The organism is Sanguibacter sp. TS_SC_8 (assembly GCF_055361235.1).
Window position 1 is genome coordinate 2,658,604 of sequence record NZ_CM143955.1, and the last position, 17,180, is coordinate 2,675,783.

Below are 17,180 nucleotides of genomic sequence, written 5' to 3' on the forward strand. Positions count from 1 at the left end.
ACTAGGAGCGGGCAGCAGCCGGCATCGAGCCGCTTACGAGGGAACCTCACGGCTTGCGTCTTTCGATGCAAGCGGGCCGTCGACCGCGTCCGGGACCGTGACGATGCGGTTCTGGTAGGCCCACACGACCGCCTGCAGGCGTGACCTCACCCCGATCTTCGGCATCATCCGCGCTAGGTGCGACTTGACGGTCGAGACCTCCACGACGAGTTCCTGGGCCACTTCCTCGTTCGACATCCCCTGCGCGAGCAGCAGGAGGATCTCGGTCTCGCGCGCGGTGAGCAGCTCGGAGCCGCGCTGCGCGGTGACCGGCTGGGTGCGGCGGCGGTCCACGAACTCCCGCAGCACCCGGCGGGTCAACGTCTGGTCGAGGGTCCCGTTGCCCGCCGCGATCGACCGCACCGCCTCGACCATGACCACCGGGTCGGCGTCCTTGAGGAGGAAGCCGGACGCCCCGGCCTCCAGCGCTCCGAAGACGTAGTCGTCGAGATCGAAGGTCGTCAGCACCAGCACCGGGATCGGGTCGGGCACGTCGGGGCCGCACAGGTCGCGGGTGGCCCGGATCCCGTCGCGCCCGGGCATCCGGATGTCGAGGCAGGCCACGTCGGGTCGCAGCTCGCGGGCGAGGCGCACGGCCTCGTCGCCGTCGGCCGCGACGCCGACGACCTCGATGTCCGGCTCGGCACCGAGCAGCGCCGACAGCCCCGCACGCACGAGCGCCTGGTCGTCGGCGATGATGATGCGGATCATCCGTGGTCCTCGCTTCCCGTGGCGTCAGGGCTTCCCGTGGTGTCTCGTCCCAGCCGCAGGGACACGTCCCAGCCGCCGTCGATCGTCGGACCGTACCGCAGGTCCGCCCCGGTGAGCTCGGCGCGCTCACGCATGCCGACGAGACCAAACCCTCCGCCGGGTCGCGACAGCGGCGCCGTAGCTGCCGCTTCGTTGTGGACGGTCACCAGCACCGACCCTGGATCACGGTCGTCGACGGTCACCCGGCACCGGGCACCGGGCGCGTGCTGGGCAGCGTTGGCCAGCGACTCCTGGACCAGCCGGTACGCGGCGAGCTGGGCGAGCGGTCCCACGCCCGCACCGAGCGGGCGGCCCTCCTCTCCAGCGCGAGTCTCCAGCTCGACCGGTGCACCGTGCGCCGACGCCTGCGCGACGAGCTCGACGATCCCGCCGAGCGTCTCGACCGAGAGCTCCCCCGCATCGCTCTCACGCAGCAGCCCGACGAGGCGTCGGAGGTCGCGCAGCACCGCGGTGCTCTGGCTCCGCACCTGCCGCACCCCCTCCCGGGCCACCTCAGGATCCGTGCCGATCTGCCGCTCGATCGCCGCTGCCATGACCGCGATGCCGGAGAGGTGGTGCGCGGCGATGTCGTGGAGCTCGCGGGCCATCGCCGTGCGTTCCTGCGCCCGCGCCTCCCGCACCAGGGCGTCGTGCTCACGGGCGAGCGCACGGACCTCGCGGTCCGTCGCCTCCTGGATGTCACGCCGGGAGGAGACAAGCAGCGCCACGAGCATCGGCGCTCCGACCACGAAGGCGGCCTGGGCGAACGCCCAGGCGACGACCACACCGACGGCGAGCTCTGCGTCCTGGACCCCGGTGACGACGTACGCGGCGAGCGTCAGGGCCGCTGCGGAGAGTCCGCCGCTGCGCGTCACACGCTGAGGCCGTTCGGTGAAGGCACGATAGGTCGCCGCGATGAGGGCCACCGACAGCAGGCCGAAGGCCCCGCCCAACCCGATCCACGAGACGGCGAGCGGTATCCCCGCGACGAGCGGCAGCACCGCCCTCGGCGCCGCACGCACCCAGGCCAGTGCGACGGCCTGACCGGTCAGCGCGACGACCGTCACCCACCAGGTCCCGGTGCCACGACCGGGGATCTCGTCGGAGAGCTCCGGATCCACGCCGGCCACCAGCGACACGGCCAGCAGCGCCCCGACCGCGACCGCCCAGCAGAGCGCCGCCGTGACGACGTCGCGACGCTGAGGCCGTCGGAGGGGGCGGGGGGAAAGCATGTGCAGACTCTAGGCGGTGGCGAACTTGGCGGCCCGCGTCCACCACAGGCGGCGGATCGTGGTGCGATCCCGACGATTCTTCAACGGTGGGCCCGGAGGGACTCGAACCCCCGACATCCACGGTGTAAACGTGGCGCTCTAACCAACTGAGCTACAAGCCCTGGACAGCGGATGTCAGCCTACCCGCTCACCAGCGGAGGTCCACACGATCCCACAGGCCGGACGCCATGCGCTGCGCGATCAGCTCTCCACCGGCACGAACGTCGCCACGCACCCGGCGATGACGACCGGGAAGTCTTCCCCCGTGCACAGCTGGCGGTCCCACTTCCCCGACCCGAAATTGTCCTGGGTTGCGTCGACGAAGATCTCCACCCCGGCGATCGAGGGGCCCACTCGGAAGTAGTACGTGAGGGTGTCTCCCTCGGTCGTGGGAGTCGTCACCACGAACTCGGCCCCGGCCGCGACCCCCGCTTCCAGGCAGTCCCACGCCGGCGCCGGCACGCTCTCGCCCTGGCCGAGACTCAGCTCACCGCAGGACGAGAGCGGGGTGCGATCGGCGAACTCCGACCGCACCGGATCCGCTCCGCCCGCGCACCCGGCGAGCAGCACCGCCGCCGTCAGCACCGCCGCAGTCAGCGCAGCGCCGTCCCGAGCGGACGTCACAACCCGGCCAGCGCCGCCCGGTACCCGGCGAAGTCACGCCGCTGACCGCGCGGGTTGACCACGGCCCACCGCACGGTCCCGCTCGCGTCGATGAGGAAGCTGCCGCGGATCGCCAGGCCGCGCTCGGCGTCGAACACGCCGTAGGCGCGGGCGACCTCGCCGTGCGGCCAGAAGTCGGAGAGCAGGTCGAAGCTGTAGCCGTCCTGCTCGGCCCACGCCTTGAGCGAGTACATCGCGTCGCAGGAGACGACCACGAGCTTGACGCCCGCGGTCTCGAACTCCTCGATGTTGTCCCGCAGCTCGCACAGCTCGGCCGTGCAGTTGCCGGAGAAGGCGAAGGGGACGAACACCACGAGCACCGTCGCGCCCCGCAGGTCAGCGAGGCGGACCGGGGTGCCGTGGGTGTCGGGCAGGGTGAAGTCCGGCGCCGCGTCGCCGACGGCGAGGGTCACCTCGGGAAGAACCGAGGTCACTTGCCGCGGCCGCGGTTGCCGAGCTTGGTCGCCGACCAGTCCGCGGCGATCGAGAACGTGGTCGTCGCGTGCAGCCCGGCCGTCGTGGCGGCTTCCTGGATGTCGCTGTGGCCCACGTGCCCGTCGCGGCCCGGCTTGCGGGTGAAGATCCAGATGACCCCGCCGTCGTCGAGCACGGTCTGGACGTCGACGAGGGCGTCGGTGAGGTCGCCGTCGTCCTCGCGCCACCAGACGATGACACCGTCGGTGACGTCGTCGTACTCCTCGTCCACCAGATCGGTGCCGGTGATCTCTTCGATGGCGTCCCGGAGGGCGTCGTCGACGTCCTCGGCCCACCCGAACTCCTGGACAACGAGCCCAGAGGCGAAGCCAAGGCGGTTCGCATCCTGAGGCTCAGCGGTCGCTACCACGGTGATGTTCTTCCCTTCACAGCAGGTTCCGGTCGCGCTGACCGCGCCGGATGGATCAATGGTGGCAAACGTAGCCCACTGTGCGCTACGTCGCGTCCGGAATCGGTCGCGAAACGCCGACGCGTCGTCCGCACGGACCGTTTTCTGCGCCGCCGCCCCCTCGCCCAGGGGCCCGGAGGGTGCCCGCGGAGCGGGACGGGGACGCGGATCTGGTGGCCGGAATCGTTGACCTGCCAACGATGTCACGAACGTCACGTCCCATCCTGACGCCGAGGAGTGGCTTTCCCCTCGGCCAAGCGTTGAGAATGGTCGGAACGACCGGAGTTGACGAACCCTTTGCGCGCAGCAGAGACACCCGCTGCCCTCAGACGCTCGACGACCGGTCCAGGCGAGCAATGGGGCACACCGCCCCAGCTCTGAACACGATGTGAGGTTGCTGGTGGCTACGCATGACGAGACGCGACCATTGATCAATGGTCTGTTGAGCCAGGTCCCCGATATCGACCCCTCCGAGACCGGAGAATGGGTCGAGTCCCTCGACGGGCTGATTGACGACCGTGGTGGCCCTCGCGCCCGCTACGTCCTGCTGAACCTGCTCAAGCGCGCCCGGGAGCGCAACGTCGCCATCCCGACGTCGATCACCACCCCCTACGTGAACACCATCGGTGTGCACGAGGAGCCGTACTTCCCCGGCGACGAGGTGCTCGAGCGCCGCTACCGCAGCTGGAACCGGTGGAACGCGGCCGTCATGGTCACGCGTGCGCAGCGCCCCGGGATCGGGGTCGGTGGACACATCTCCTCCTACGCCTCCGTGGCGACGCTGTACGAGGTGGGCCTCAACCACTTCTTCCGCGGCAAGGACCACCCGGGCGGTGGCGACCACATCTACTTCCAGGGTCACGCTTCCCCCGGTGTGTACTCGCGCGCCTTCCTCGAGGGCCGCCTCACGGCCGAGGACCTCGACGGGTTCCGCCAGGAGCACTCCCACGCCGGCGGCGGGCTGCCGTCCTACCCGCACCCGCGTCAGATGCCGGACTTCTGGGAGTTCCCGACCGTCTCGATGGGCCTCGGCCCCTCGTCCGCGATCTACCAGGCGTGGACCAACCGCTACCTGAACAACCGCGGCATCAAGGACACCAGCCAGCAGAACGTGTGGGCCTTCCTCGGCGACGGCGAGATGGACGAGCCGGAGAGCCGCGGCATGCTGCAGCTCGCTGCCCAGCAGCAGCTCGACAACCTCACCTTCGTCGTCAACTGCAACCTGCAGCGCCTCGACGGTCCGGTCCGTGGCAACGGCAAGATCATCCAGGAGCTCGAGGCGCAGTTCCGCGGCGCCGGCTGGAACGTCATCAAGGTCATCTGGGGCCGCGAATGGGACGTGCTGCTCAACGCCGACAAGGACCGTGCGCTCGTCAACCTCATGAACGAGACGCCCGACGGCGACTACCAGACCTACCGTGCGGAGAACGGCGCGTTCATCCGTGAGCACTTCTTCGGTCGCGACCCGCGGACGAAGCAGCTCGTGGAGAACCTGTCCGACGACGACATCTGGGCACTCAAGCGCGGCGGGCACGACTACCGCAAGATCTACGCCGCCTACGCGTCGGCGACGGCCCACACCGGCCAGCCGACCGTCATCCTCGCCCACACCATCAAGGGCTACGGGCTCGGGTCCGGCTTCGCCGGGCGCAACTCCACGCACCAGATGAAGAAGGTCGGCCCGGCCGACCTCAAGACGCTGCGCGACACCCTGCACATCCCGATCACCGACGCCGAGCTCGACGCCGACCCGTACGCACCGCCGTACTACCACCCGGGCGCCGACGCACCGGAGATCCGGTACATGCTGGACCGCCGGGCCGGGCTGGGCGGGTTCGTGCCCGAGCGCCGCTCGGTCGCCGCCCCGGTGACCCTGCCGGCCGAGTCGAAGTACGACATCCTCAAGAAGGGCTCCGGAGCTCAGGAGATCGCCACCACCCAGGCGTTCGTCCGGCTGCTCAAGGACCTCATCAAGGACAAGGACTTCGGTCACCGCATCGTCCCGATCATCCCGGACGAGGCGCGCACCTTCGGCCTGGACTCGATCTTCCCGAGCGCCAAGATCTTCAACACCCTCGGCCAGAACTACCTCGCCGTGGACCGCGACCTCATGCTCTCCTACAAGGAGTCCGAGTCCGGTCAGATCATGCACACGGGGATCAACGAGGCCGGGTCGGCCTCCGCGTTCCAGGCCGTGGGCACGTCCTACGCCACGCACGGCGAGGTGACGGTCCCGTTCTACATCTTCTACTCGATGTTCGGGTTCCAGCGCACCGGCGACCAGTTCTGGGCCGCGGGCGACCAGCTCACCCGTGGGTTCATCATAGGCGCGACCGCCGGCCGCACCACGCTGACCGGTGAGGGCCTGCAGCACGCCGACGGCCACTCCCCGATCCTCGCCGGCACGAACGCCGCGATCGTCCAGTACGACCCGGCGTTCGGCTACGAGATCAGCCACATCGTCCGCGACGGCCTGCAGCGCATGTACGGCGAGAACGAGTCACGTGACCCCAACGTCATGTACTACCTCACCGTCTACAACGAGCCGATGGCTCAGCCGGCCGAGCCGGACGACGTCGACGTCGAGGGCATCCTGCGCGGGATCCACCGCGTCGCGGTGAGCGACGGCGAGGGCCCCCGGGCGCAGATCCTCGCCTCGGGCGTGGGTGTGCCGTGGGCGATCGAGGCCAAGGAGCTGCTCGCCAAGGACTGGGGCGTGCAGGCCGACGTGTGGTCCGTGACGAGCTGGAACGAGCTGCGCCGCGACGGCCTCGCCGCCGAGCAGCACAACTTCCTCTACCCGTCCGAGCCCGAGCGTGAGGCCTACCTCACGGCGAAGCTCAAGGACGCATCGGGGCCGTTCGTGGCCACCAGCGACTTCGACCACCTCGTCCCCGACCAGGTCCGCCAGTGGATCCCGGGTGACTACGCGGTGCTGGGCGCCGACGGGTTCGGGTTCTCCGACACCCGCGCCGCCGCACGCCGCCACTTCAAGATCGACGGTCCCTCCGTCGTCGCACGGGTCCTGCAGCAGCTGGCCCGCCGCGGCGAGGTGGCCGCCGACGCCCCGGCACGGGCGATCGAGATGTACCAGCTGCACGACGTCAACGCGGGCACCTCCGGCAACGCCGGCGGCGACTCCTGATCGGCTAGCAGCACAGTCGAAGGCCCGGTTCCAGAGAATGGAACCGGGCCTTCGTCATGCTTGCTGGTGTGCGTGGTGTGCCTGGTGTGCCCAGGCGCGCGGTCAGGTCCCGGGGATCTGCTGCTCGACGTGGGCGATCTCGGTCTCGAGCTCGGCGCGCACGGCAGCGACCGCCTCGGCGTCCGGGTGGGCCTCCAGGGTCGCCAGGTGGTGGCGGGCGTCGAAGAGCCGGTCCGCCTCCAGCGCAGCGAGGACCACCTGACGTCCGACCTCAGGGGTGTGGTCCTTGGCCCGCCAGTGGCCGACACCGAGGCCGAGCGCCTCCACGGGCAGCCCTGCCTCGCGCAGGACGGCGATCGAGTCGGCGAGCCCCTGCCCGGACGGGTCCCGGTCAGCGGCCGTGGCCAGGCGACGGATCGCGGCGTCCTGGTCGTCGACCAGAGAGAGACGGGCGAGCTCGATGAGGGGGTACCAGGCCCGCGGGTTCCCCGCGAGCTCCTCGGCGAGCGCCCACACCGCGAGATCCGCGGCGCGTTGTTTGGCGTGCTCGTCCGCCGGGGCGGAGAGCGGGTCATCGGCCTGGGTGCCCTCCGCGGCTCGGCGTCGGACCACCTCCGAGAGCGCCTGGAAGGCGCGGATGTTGTTGGGATCATCGACCAGCATTGCGCGCAGGGCGTCCTCGTGGAGGGTGTCGCCGCGGCGGTCTCCCGTGGTCGGTCGGCGCGCGCCGATGGTCGAGGCCGACGTGGTGCGGCGCATGAGCTGACGGAGTCTGGGCATAAGTGCCATACGCCGACGATAGCCGCTCGCGACGTTCTGCACCGCAGCAGCGACCGCATTGAGCGGAAAGTCATAAGCCGAGGTCCACCTCGTTTTTGTGAGTTCCCCACAATCGACCACGTATGCTCGGGGAATGCCATCCGCTGGGAACAACGCGAATGCCACCGCGGCGACGACACCCACCACCGCCACCACGCTGCAGCGGGTCCGCGACGGGAGCGGTCTGCTCACCGCCGCGGCGCTGCGCCGGCTCGACGACGAGCTCCCCTGGTACCGCGACCTCCCGGCCGAGGACCGGTCCTGGGTGGGCCTGGTCGCCCAGTCCGGCATCACCGCGTTCGTCACCTGGTACGCCGACCCCGCGGCGTCCCCGCACGCGGTGAGCGACATCTTCGCAGCCGCCCCCACCGACCTCACCCGGTCCATCTCCTTGCAGCACACCCTCCAGCTGGTCCGGATCGTCGTCGAGGTGGTCGAGACCCACAGCGACCGGCTCGCCGCCCCCGGCGGGGAGCGCGACCTGCGCGAGGCCGTGCTGCGCTACTCCCGTGAGGTCGCCTTCTCCGCGGCCGAGGTCTACGCCCGCGCGGCCGAGGTCCGCGGCGCGTGGGACGCCCGGCTCGAGGCCCTCGTGGTCGACGCGATCATCCGCGGCGACAGCGACAACTCCCTGCGCTCGCGCGTGGCGGCGCTGGGCTGGAGCGGGCGCGGTTCCGTCCTGGTCATGGTGGGCACCACCGCCTCCCCCCTCGACGACGTGCGCGCGGCCGAGCTGCGCCGCGCCACCCGGCGCGCAGCCGCGGACGTGCTCGTGGGCATCCAGGGCGACCGCATCGTGCTCGTGCTCGGCGGGGAGGGCGACCTCGTGGCCGTGGCGACCTCGCTGCTGCCACGGTTCGGCCCCGGACCGGTGATCATCGGCCCGGAGATGGCAAGCCTCGAGGACGCCCCACGCTCCGCCGCGGCCGCGCTGGCCGGTCTGCGCGCCGCGCCCGCCTGGCCCCAGGCCCCACGCCCGGTGCTGGCCGACGAGCTCCTCCCCGAACGGGTGCTCACCGGCGACCACGAGGCCCGTCGCACCCTGGTCCGCCAGGCGTACAAGCCGCTCTTCGACGCGACCGGGTCGGTGCTGGAGACCCTGTCGGCCTACCTGGCCACCGGGCGTTCCCTCGAGGCCGCGGCCCGCGACCTCTACGTGCACCCCAACACCGTGCGTTATCGTCTGCGCAAGGTCGCCGAGCTCACCGGTTGGGACCCTCTGGACGCCCGGGAGTCGTTCGTGCTCCAGGTCGCTCTGGCCGTGGGACGCCTCGCTGCGAGCCGCTGAGACGAGGGTCTTGTAGGTTGTGCACAAGTACCAGAGAAACACTTCGTGCGGGTCGTGACGGCCTGCTCCCCTATCGGATCGGGCAAAGTTAGACCGTGCTTGCCGTCGTCTGCCCTGGACAGGGCTCCCAGTCCCCCGGAATGCTCGCCCCCTGGATCGAGCTGCCCGGCGTCGCCGACCAGCTGGCCGCCTTCTCCCAGGCGTCCGGCACGGATCTCGTGGCCCACGGCACGACCGCCGACGCCGACGCGATCCGCGACACCGCCGTGGCCCAGCCGCTCATCGTGTCGTCCTCCCTCGTCGCCCTGCGCGCCGTGCTCGACGGCGCAGCGCCGGCCGGCGTGGTCGACGTCACCGCGGGCCACTCCGTCGGAGAGTTCGCCGCAGCAGCCGTGGCGGGCGTGTTCGACGACGCAGCCGCCGTCGGCCTGGTCACCGCCCGGGCCCGGTTCATGGCCCAGGCCGCGGCCGCCGAACCGACCGGGATGAGCGCCGTCGTGGGCGGCGACCCGGCCGAGGTCCTCGCCGCGATCGAGGCCGCGGGGCTCTTCCCCGCCAACGTCAACTCGACCGGACAGGTCGTGGCCGCCGGGTCCTTCGAGGGCCTCGCCGCCCTGGCCGCCGCCCCGCCGGCCAAGGCCCGGGTCATCGCCCTGCAGGTGGCCGGCGCCTTCCACACCCCGTTCATGCAGCCCGCCCTGGACTCCTTCGCCCCGGTCGCGCTCGGCTGGCCCGCGGCCGACCCGTCCCTGACGCTGCTGTCCAACGCCGACGGCGCCACCTACGCCCAGATCGACGTCCGCGGTGCCGGCGGGGCGTACGGGCACCGCCGGGACGTCCTGGACCGCCTCGCGCACCAGATCGTCGCCCCGGTGCGCTGGGACCTGTGCCAGGAACAGCTCATCAGCCTCGGGGTGACCGGGCTGCTCGAGCTCGCCCCCGGCGGGGTGCTCGTGGGCCTGGCCCGCCGATCCCTGCCCGGCGTGGAGACAGTCGCCGTCAAGTCGCCCGCCGACCTCGACGCGGCACGCGACCTCGTCGCCCGGCACTCCGCTGCCCTGCCCACCACCCGCTCGCCTGAAGAGGACTCGAAGTGACCATCCAGCTCAAGCAGTCGACCGGCCCGCAGTTCTCCCGGATCCTGGGGATCGGCGCGGAGCGCGGCGAGCTCGTCGTGACCAACGACGACATCGCCGGCCCGATCGACTCCTCCGACGAGTGGATCCGCCAGCGGACCGGCATCATCACCCGCCGCCGCGCCGGGGCGCAGACCTCGCTGCTCGACCTGTCCGAGGCCGCGGCCCGCAAGGCGCTCGACGCCGCCGGGCTGACCGGCGCAGACATCGACGCCGTGATCCTCTCGACGGTCACGTACTTCCACCAGACCCCCTCCGCGGCGGCCATCATCGCCGACCGCATCGGGGCCACCCCCGCCGCGGCCTACGACATCTCGGCGGCCTGCGCCGGCTACGCCTACGGGATCGGCCAGGCGGACGCGCTCGTGCGCTCGGGAGCCGCCCGGAACGTGCTGGTGATCGGCGCCGAGAAGATGAGCGACTTCATCGACCCGACGGACCGGTCGATCTCGTTCCTGCTCGGCGACGGCGCGGGTGCGGCGATCGTGGGCCCCTCGGAGTTCCCCGGCATCGGCCCGACCATCTGGGGCTCGGACGGGTCCAAGGCCCAGACCATCCGCCAGACGCACTCCTGGGCCGACCTCCGGGAGAACCCCGAGCTCGGCTGGCCGACCCTGCGCCAGGAGGGCCAGCCCGTCTTCAAGTGGGCCGCCTTCCAGATGCCCGTCATCGCCCAGCAGGCCCTCGACGCGGCCGGTGTCACCGCCGACCAGATCCAGGTGTTCATCCCGCACCAGGCGAACATGCGCATCATCGACCAGTTCATCAAGCAGCTCAAGCTGCCCGAGACGGTGGTCGTGGCGCGTGACATCGCCGACACCGGCAACACCTCGGCCGCCTCGATCCCGCTCGCCGCGGAGCGCCTGCTCCGCGAGGGCACCGCGAAGTCGGGCGACCTCGCCCTGCAGATCGGGTTCGGCGCCGGGCTCGTCTATGCCGCCCAGGTCGTCGTCCTGCCGTAGGTTGCCCCCGTACGTTCTTCTTTCCCGCCCCTCAGTCACCACCACACACAAGGAGAAACACCATGGCTTTCACTGAAGCTGATGTCCTCGCAGGCCTCGCCGAGATCGTTGCCGAGGAGACCGGCCTGCCGGCCGACTCCGTCACCTCGGAGAAGTCCTTCACCGACGACCTCGACATCGACTCCCTGTCGATGATGACCATCGTCACCCACGCCGAGGACAAGTTCTCCGTCACCATCCCCGACGACGAGGTCAAGAACCTCGCCACCGTCGGCGACGCGGTGAGCTTCATCACCGGCGCCCAGGCCTGATCCACGCCTGACCTCGCTGGGACGGGACCGAACGACCGGTCCCGTCCCAGCGGCACCTGACACGCCACCGGCTCCGCCCGCCCCGCGCGGGCACCGTCCACGACCCCCTGGAGTTCCCATGACCAACGTTCGAGACGTCGTCGTCACCGGCCTTGGTGCCACCACGCCGCTCGGCGGCGACGTGGCATCGACCTGGACGGCTGCCCTGGCCGGCGAGTCGGGTGCCCGCACCCTCGACAACGACTGGGCCGAGACCTACGGCATGCCCGTCAACTTCGCGGCGACCATCAAGGTCAAGCCCGAGGAGGTGCTCGCTCGTCCGGAGATGAAGCGGATGGACCCCTCGGCGCAGTACGCCATCATCGCCGCCCGCGAGGCCTGGGCCGACGCGGGCTCCCCCGAGCTCGACGGCGACCGCATCGGCTCCGTGGTGTCCTCCGGCATCGGCGGCATCTGGACCACCCTGGACGCCTGGGACACCCTGCGTGAGAAGGGCGCCCGGCGGGTGCTGCCGATGACGGTCCCCATGCTCATGCCCAACTCCCCCACCGCGTACGTCTCCCTCGAGTTCGGCGCGCGCGCCGGCGCCCACGCCCTCGTCTCCGCCTGCGCCTCCGGCGCCGAGGCGATCGCCTACGGCGTCGAGATGATCCGCTCGGGCCGGGCCGACGTCGTCATCGCCGGCGGCACCGAGGCGACCGTGCACCCCATGCCGATCTCCGCCTTCGCGGCCTCACGCACCCTGTCCCTGCGCAACGACGACCCGGCGGGCGCCTCGCGCCCCTACGACGTCGACCGTGACGGCTTCGTCATCGGGGAGGGCGCGGCGGTCGTCGTGCTCGAGGCCGCCGACCACGCCGCCGCCCGCGGCGCCCGCGTCTACGCCCAGATCGCTGGCATCGGCCTGACCGCCGATGGCTACCACATCACCTCCCCCGAGCCCACCGGCGCCGGGCAGATCCGCGCCATGGGTGCGGCTCTGGAGGACGCCCAGGTGACCGCGGCCGACGTCGTGCACGTCAACGCCCACGCGACCTCCACGGTCGTCGGCGACCTCATCGAGGCCCGCTCGGTGAGCGCCGTCATCGGGGCCGCTGCGGACCGCGTGGCGCTCTCGGCGACGAAGTCCATGACCGGTCACCTGCTCGGCGGCGCCGGCGCGCTGGAGACGGTGTTCACCGTGCTTGCGGTGCACCACCGCCAGGCCCCGCCGACGATCAACGTCGCCAACCCCGACCCCGAGCTGGCTCTCGACCTCGTCCGGGACACCCCGCGCGCGCTGCCGGCCGGGGACATCGCGGCGATCAACAACTCCTTCGGCTTCGGGGGGCACAACGTGGCCCTGGTGGTCACGAACGCCTGACCTGGACGCGCGAGGAAAGGGGTGGACCCGGCCGGGTCCACCCCTTTCGTCGTCTGCCGATGCTGCGGCGCTCCCCTAGCCGACGCGGTGCAGCCAGCGCACGGGCGCGCCGGCGCCGGCGTAGCGGAAGGGCTCGAGCTCGTCGTCCCAGGCCTGGCCGAGGGCGAGGTCGAGCTCGTCGCGCATCCGGCGCGGGTCGTGGGCGAAGTCCAGGGCGGCGCGGACACGGTCCTCGGGGACGACGATGTTGCCGGCCGCGTCGGTCGCGGCGTGGAAGATCCCCAGCTCGGGGGTGTGGCTCCACCGGGAGCCGTCACAGCCGTAGCTGGCCTCCTCGGTCACTTCGTAGCGCAGATGTGTCCAGCCGCGCAGGGCCGAGGCCAGGCGCGATCCTGAGCCCTGAGGCCCCTGCCAGGTGTACTCCGCGCGGTAGAGTCCGGGCGCGGCAGGCTGCTCGATCCAGTCGAGCGTCACGGCGGTGCCGAGGACGTTGCTCGCTGCCCACTCGAGGTGCGGGCAGAGCGCTCGCGGAGACGAGTGCACGAAAAATACACCGCGGGTGCTAGCACCAGCCATGTTGTCCCTCCCAGAGTAGAGATTCGTCTTCCCCAACGACCTCTGCACCCAGGCGACTTCACAAGCTTCACGGATTCGATACTGCTGTGCCACATCATGCCGTAGATCACACCCGATGACCAGCGTGTCCATCCACCGGCTGACCGCTCAGAGGGACGCGCGCAGCTCCCGCATGGCCTTCTTGCGGGTGGCCCGCTCGAGACGGTCGAGGTAGAGGTACCCGTCGAGGTGGTCCACCTCGTGCTGGAGGCAGCGCGCCATGAGCTCGGTGCCCTCCACGACGACCTTGTTGCCGTCCAGGTCGGTCCCCTCCACCCGCGCGTACCAGGCACGCTTGGTCGGGTACCACAGGTCCGGGACCGACAGGCAGCCCTCGTCACCGTCCTGGTACTCGTCCTCGGAGAGCTCGACGATCTTCGGGTTGAGGACGTAGCCGACCTCGTCGTCGATGTTCCAGGAGAAGGCGCGCAGGCTGACGCCGATCTGGTTCGCGGCCAGTCCGGCGCGGCCGTCGTGGTCGACGGTGTCGACGAGGTCCTCGACGAGACCCCTGACCCGGTCATCGATCACCGTGATCTCCTCGCACGGGGTGCGCAGGACGGGGTCGGGGATGACGCGGATCTCTCGGATAGCCATGGGGATATTGTTCCATGACGCGACCTGCTGCTGTCACATCCGGGCGTACCGGGCCCGCGCGAAGGAGTAGAGCCCGTAGGCGACGAACCCCACGGCCACCACGAGAAGCACCGCCGTGCCGAAGGGCAGCTCCACCAGGGTGCGCAACGCCACATCGAGGCCGCCGGCCTTCTCCGGGTCGGACTGGGCCGCGCCCACGACGAAGAGCACCCCCATGACGATGAGCGCCACCCCCTTGGCGGCGTACCCGGCGACGCCGACGGCGATCACCCCGCGTCCCAGCGTGCCCCCGGTCCCACCCTGCAGGTCCTCGGTGAACTTCTGGCTCAGGCCCTTGTAGACGTGATAGCCACCCACGCCGACGACGACCGCGCCGGCCAGCGCCACACCCGCCCGGCCCAGCCCGGACGACATGAGCGTCGCGGTCCCCGACTCAGATCCGGAGCCGACGCCCCGGGCGACCTGCCAGGCGAGGACGGCCAGCGCGAGGTAGGTCACGGCCTTGGCGACCGCCTTGACCCGCGCGCCTGCACTGCCCGCACCCGAGACCGCGACCGCCTCGGTCGCCTGCCACGCCGCCAGGGCGAGCAGCGCGGCCACAGCGAACCACAGCAGGGCCGCACCCCACGGCGCCTCGCCCAGCTGGGCGAGCGCACCCTCCTGGTCGGCCGAGCCGCCCCCCGACGAGGACCCCGAGGCCGTCGTGAGGGCGAGGTGGATCGCAATCCACCCGATGAGGATGTGCAGCACCCCGCTCACTGCGTAGCCGGCGCGCGCGGCGCGCCGGAACCCCGCGGACTCCTGGAGGTCGCGGGCGTGGTCGGTGGGTGATGAGGGAGTCGGCATCGGACGATCGTTCCACCCGCAGACCACTTCCGCCTCCCGCCGGATACACTCTGCTGCGCGCCCTGTTAGCTCAGCTGGTCAGAGCAATCGACTCATAATCGACTGGTCGCCGGTTCAAGTCCGGCACGGGGCACCCCGTGAGGCCTCTGCTCCCGCCGGCGCAGGGGCCTCTCGCGTCGGGTCGCGCCGGACCTGCAGCCCCGTGCCGTTACGGTGGACGCATGGGACTGTTCGCACGCAAAGACTCACTGCCGCCCGAGGTCCGACGCGCACTGGTGCTGCCCTCCGGCGACTCCACGCTGGGCGCCGCGCTGCTCAGCGACGGCGCCTGGGCGGTGGCCACCCAGCAGATGCTCGTCGTGGTCCCCGCTCCGCAGTCCCCGCCCGCGCCGGCGGAGTCCGCCCCCTGGTGCCGGGTCGACCGCGCCGGCTGGGACCCGAAGGAGTCCGCCCTGACGGTGCGCTGGGTCGACGCTGCGGAGCCGACGCCGCTGCACCTGGCCCACCCCGAGCGCACCACCTTCGCCCGGGTGTTCCGCGAACGCGTGCAGCACTCGGTGGTCCTGGCCGAGACCGTGCACCTCCCGGACGGGCTGTCTGCGCGGGTCGCGGTGCGCCGCGACCCCGAGGGCAACCTGTTCACCCAAGTTGTGCCGGACCCCGGAGCCGACGTAGGGTCTGCGAGGTCGGCCCAGCTCATCCGGGCGGCGCTCGACCGGTTGCGCTCCACGTCCGGAGCACCTCCGGAAGCCTGATAAAGTTTTCCTCGGTCAGTCCCGCGTAGCTCAGTTGGCAGAGCATCCGACTGTTAATCGGATTGTCACTGGTTCGAGTCCAGTCGCGGGAGCACTCCACGAAGGCCCCGATCTGCGTCAGCAGGTCGGGGCCTTCGTCGTGGGGCCATCCACCCCGTTACGGGCCGACGGGGATCCCGTGGCCGAACCTCAGCATGTTGGTCGGGTCGTAGCTGGTCTTGGCCGCGCTGAGCCGGGCGTAGACCTCCGGGGACCACGCCCGCGCACGGTCGGCCGCGTCCCCCGGCCTGCCGTGGAAGTTCACCATCGTCCCCCCGGTCCCGTAGGGCTCCATCGCCTGCATGAGGCCCCGGATCGCCGCAGGCACGGCGTCGGCCACCGGCGGGGCCATGAGACCGATCGCCAGGAGCGAGAACGCGGCGTCGCGCCCGGAGACCGAGTCCTCCCACGGTGGGGGGCCGGCCAGCCGGCCGCCGAGCGGGCGCACCTCGACCATCAGCAGCGGAGACTCCACCTGGGGTCCGGCCGCCTCGAGGAGCCGGCTCCGGGCCGCGTCGTCGAAGCTGCGCAGCAGCAGGCCGCCCTCCTCGTAGGGCATCGGGTCGACCGGGTCCATGTGCACCATGTCGATGTCGAGATAGCTCATCGGGCCGACCATGTCCATGAGCGGCGACGACACCTCACGCATCGGTGCGAGCAGGGCCGCTCCCTCGTCGGCGCCGCCGGCGAAGGCGAATCGCAGGTGCACCACGAACTGTCCGCGCAGCGGCTGGGGGACGAACTCCAGGTCGGGCAGCCGGAGCAGGGCGAGGGACGGCGACGCGGTCTCGGGCAGGGAGGGCCACCACGCGTCGAAGGCGCTGAGCACCTGCGCCGCGTCCGCGCCGGGGAACATGATGCCGCCGCCGTAGAACTCCTCCAGCGGGACCAGGCCGCAGACCATGGACGTGACGATCGCGAAGTTGCCCCGCCCCCCGCGCAGCGCCGCGAACAACTCCGGGGACGTCTCGGCGTCGACGTGGCGGGCCTTGCCGTCGGGGGTGACGACCTCGAAGCTCTGGACGTGGTCGGCGGCGAAGCCGAAGGCTCGCCCCAGGACCGGCAGCCCGCCGCCCAGGGTGTACCCCACGACGCCCACGTCGGTGCTCGATCCGTTGAGCCCGATCAGCCCGAGCGGGACGCTCACGGCCAGCAGGTCGCGCCACCGCGCTCCCGCCTCCACCTGGGCGGTGCGGGCGACGGGGTCCACCTCGACGCCCTGCATGTCGCGGGTGCTGATGAGCAGCCCGCCGACGATCGGATCGGTCGCGCCGTGCCCGGTGGCCAGGACCGCGACGGGGAGCCCTCGACCGGCCGCCCAGCGGACGCCGGCCGCCACGTCCGCGGCGCCGCTCGCCCGCAGGACCACGTCGGGCGCGTGCCGGGTGGCCAGGTTGAAGGCCAGGGCGCCGTCGGCGTAGTCGGCGTCGCCCGGGACGGCCACGTGACCGGTGACGGTGTCGGCGAGCGCGCGGACATCTGCTGCAGGGATCATGGTGGGCTCCTCATCTGGCGGCAGGCTCCGCGGGCTCGGAGGGCGCCTCGACGAGGCCCGCCCCGCTCGCGATCCCGATCACCTCATCGTCTCCCACGCCCCGCCGACCCTCAACACGAAGACGCCCGGGGAGGCACCGATCACCGCCGGCACGTCCGGTCCGGGGAAAGCCGTCCGCGGACGCATGACAGCATTCGTCGTCT

17 protein-coding genes and 3 tRNA genes are annotated in these 17,180 nt (G+C 71.4%); 9 read left to right on the forward strand and 11 right to left on the reverse strand.

All coding sequences use genetic code 11. From position 1 onward, the window contains the following. Positions 1-33: 33 nt before the first annotated feature. The 6 genes from ACWA15_RS12055 to ACWA15_RS12080 form a co-directional block, all read right to left on the reverse strand. The gene (locus ACWA15_RS12055) at positions 34-750 is read right to left on the reverse strand and encodes a response regulator (protein ID WP_464055525.1); all 717 of its coding nucleotides are present in this window, start codon (positions 748-750) and stop codon (positions 34-36) included. Continuing rightward, complete coding sequence (locus ACWA15_RS12060; RefSeq protein WP_464055527.1) at positions 747-2,021, reverse strand: histidine kinase; 1,275 nt, start codon at positions 2,019-2,021, stop codon at positions 747-749. The genes ACWA15_RS12055 and ACWA15_RS12060 overlap by 4 nt, the downstream gene beginning before the upstream one ends. A gap of 87 nt (positions 2,022-2,108) precedes the next feature. Next, positions 2,109-2,182, reverse strand: a tRNA-Val gene (locus ACWA15_RS12065). A gap of 79 nt (positions 2,183-2,261) precedes the next feature. Continuing rightward, on the reverse strand, positions 2,262-2,684 hold the full coding sequence (locus tag ACWA15_RS12070) for a hypothetical protein (RefSeq protein WP_464055528.1): 423 nt from the start codon (positions 2,682-2,684) through the stop codon (positions 2,262-2,264). Then, a complete protein-coding gene (locus ACWA15_RS12075; protein WP_464055530.1) occupies positions 2,681-3,157 on the reverse strand; it encodes a peroxiredoxin in 477 nt (158 codons plus the stop codon). Before ACWA15_RS12075 ends, ACWA15_RS12070 begins: the two co-directional genes overlap by 4 nt. After that, positions 3,154-3,567: a DUF3052 domain-containing protein gene (locus tag ACWA15_RS12080; RefSeq protein ID WP_464055531.1), complete on the reverse strand. Its 414-nt coding sequence runs from the start codon at positions 3,565-3,567 to the stop codon at positions 3,154-3,156. The genes ACWA15_RS12075 and ACWA15_RS12080 overlap by 4 nt, the downstream gene beginning before the upstream one ends. A gap of 439 nt (positions 3,568-4,006) precedes the next feature. Here ACWA15_RS12080 and aceE point away from each other — a divergent pair, with 439 nt between their 5' ends. Beyond that, positions 4,007-6,751, forward strand: coding sequence for a pyruvate dehydrogenase (acetyl-transferring), homodimeric type (gene aceE / locus ACWA15_RS12085; RefSeq protein ID WP_464055532.1), 2,745 nt, complete (start codon positions 4,007-4,009; stop codon positions 6,749-6,751). A gap of 102 nt (positions 6,752-6,853) precedes the next feature. Here aceE and ACWA15_RS12090 read toward each other — a convergent pair whose 3' ends face one another. Next, on the reverse strand, positions 6,854-7,510 hold the full coding sequence (locus ACWA15_RS12090) for a hypothetical protein (protein ID WP_464055533.1): 657 nt from the start codon (positions 7,508-7,510) through the stop codon (positions 6,854-6,856). Between the two features lie 154 nt (positions 7,511-7,664). On the opposite strand from ACWA15_RS12090, the gene ACWA15_RS12095 reads away from it, so the two are divergent. The 5 genes from ACWA15_RS12095 to ACWA15_RS12115 all read left to right on the forward strand — a co-directional run bounded on the left by ACWA15_RS12095 (position 7,665) and on the right by ACWA15_RS12115 (position 12,630). After that, complete coding sequence (locus ACWA15_RS12095) at positions 7,665-8,858, forward strand: PucR family transcriptional regulator (RefSeq protein WP_464055534.1); 1,194 nt, start codon at positions 7,665-7,667, stop codon at positions 8,856-8,858. Positions 8,859-8,953: 95 nt separating this feature from the next. After that, positions 8,954-9,955: an ACP S-malonyltransferase gene (locus tag ACWA15_RS12100; RefSeq protein WP_464055535.1), complete on the forward strand. Its 1,002-nt coding sequence runs from the start codon at positions 8,954-8,956 to the stop codon at positions 9,953-9,955. Continuing rightward, a complete protein-coding gene (locus ACWA15_RS12105; protein ID WP_464055536.1) occupies positions 9,952-10,956 on the forward strand; it encodes a beta-ketoacyl-ACP synthase III in 1,005 nt (334 codons plus the stop codon). The genes ACWA15_RS12100 and ACWA15_RS12105 overlap by 4 nt, the downstream gene beginning before the upstream one ends. 62 nt (positions 10,957-11,018) lie before the next feature. Beyond that, positions 11,019-11,267, forward strand: coding sequence for an acyl carrier protein (locus ACWA15_RS12110; protein ID WP_093184177.1), 249 nt, complete (start codon positions 11,019-11,021; stop codon positions 11,265-11,267). Positions 11,268-11,385: 118 nt separating this feature from the next. Continuing rightward, entirely contained in the window at positions 11,386-12,630 is a 1,245-nt protein-coding gene (locus ACWA15_RS12115) for a beta-ketoacyl-[acyl-carrier-protein] synthase family protein (RefSeq protein WP_464055538.1), read from the forward strand. A 75-nt stretch (positions 12,631-12,705) separates the two neighbouring features. On the opposite strand, the gene ACWA15_RS12120 is transcribed toward ACWA15_RS12115, so the two are convergent. The 3 genes from ACWA15_RS12120 to ACWA15_RS12130 form a co-directional block, all read right to left on the reverse strand. Next, on the reverse strand, positions 12,706-13,206 hold the full coding sequence (locus ACWA15_RS12120) for a DUF3145 domain-containing protein (protein ID WP_464055539.1): 501 nt from the start codon (positions 13,204-13,206) through the stop codon (positions 12,706-12,708). A 147-nt stretch (positions 13,207-13,353) separates the two neighbouring features. After that, a complete protein-coding gene (gene def, locus ACWA15_RS12125; protein WP_464055541.1) occupies positions 13,354-13,842 on the reverse strand; it encodes a peptide deformylase in 489 nt (162 codons plus the stop codon). 33 nt (positions 13,843-13,875) lie between these two features. Continuing rightward, positions 13,876-14,688 carry a DUF1206 domain-containing protein gene (locus ACWA15_RS12130; protein ID WP_464055543.1) on the reverse strand — a complete coding sequence of 271 codons (813 nt, stop codon included), beginning with the start codon at positions 14,686-14,688 and terminating at the stop codon, positions 13,876-13,878. A gap of 59 nt (positions 14,689-14,747) precedes the next feature. On the opposite strand from ACWA15_RS12130, the gene ACWA15_RS12135 reads away from it, so the two are divergent. The 3 genes from ACWA15_RS12135 (at position 14,748) to ACWA15_RS12145 (ending at position 15,535) form a co-directional block, all read left to right on the forward strand. Next, a tRNA-Ile gene (locus ACWA15_RS12135) sits at positions 14,748-14,821 on the forward strand. Between the two features lie 88 nt (positions 14,822-14,909). Further along, complete coding sequence (locus ACWA15_RS12140; RefSeq protein WP_464055544.1) at positions 14,910-15,443, forward strand: hypothetical protein; 534 nt, start codon at positions 14,910-14,912, stop codon at positions 15,441-15,443. Positions 15,444-15,462: 19 nt separating this feature from the next. After that, positions 15,463-15,535: transfer RNA gene (locus ACWA15_RS12145), tRNA-Asn, on the forward strand. 65 nt (positions 15,536-15,600) lie between these two features. Here the strand turns inward: ACWA15_RS12145 and ACWA15_RS12150 are convergent. Then, complete coding sequence (locus ACWA15_RS12150) at positions 15,601-16,977, reverse strand: FAD-binding oxidoreductase (RefSeq protein WP_464055546.1); 1,377 nt, start codon at positions 16,975-16,977, stop codon at positions 15,601-15,603. Positions 16,978-17,180: the final 203 nt, after the last annotated feature.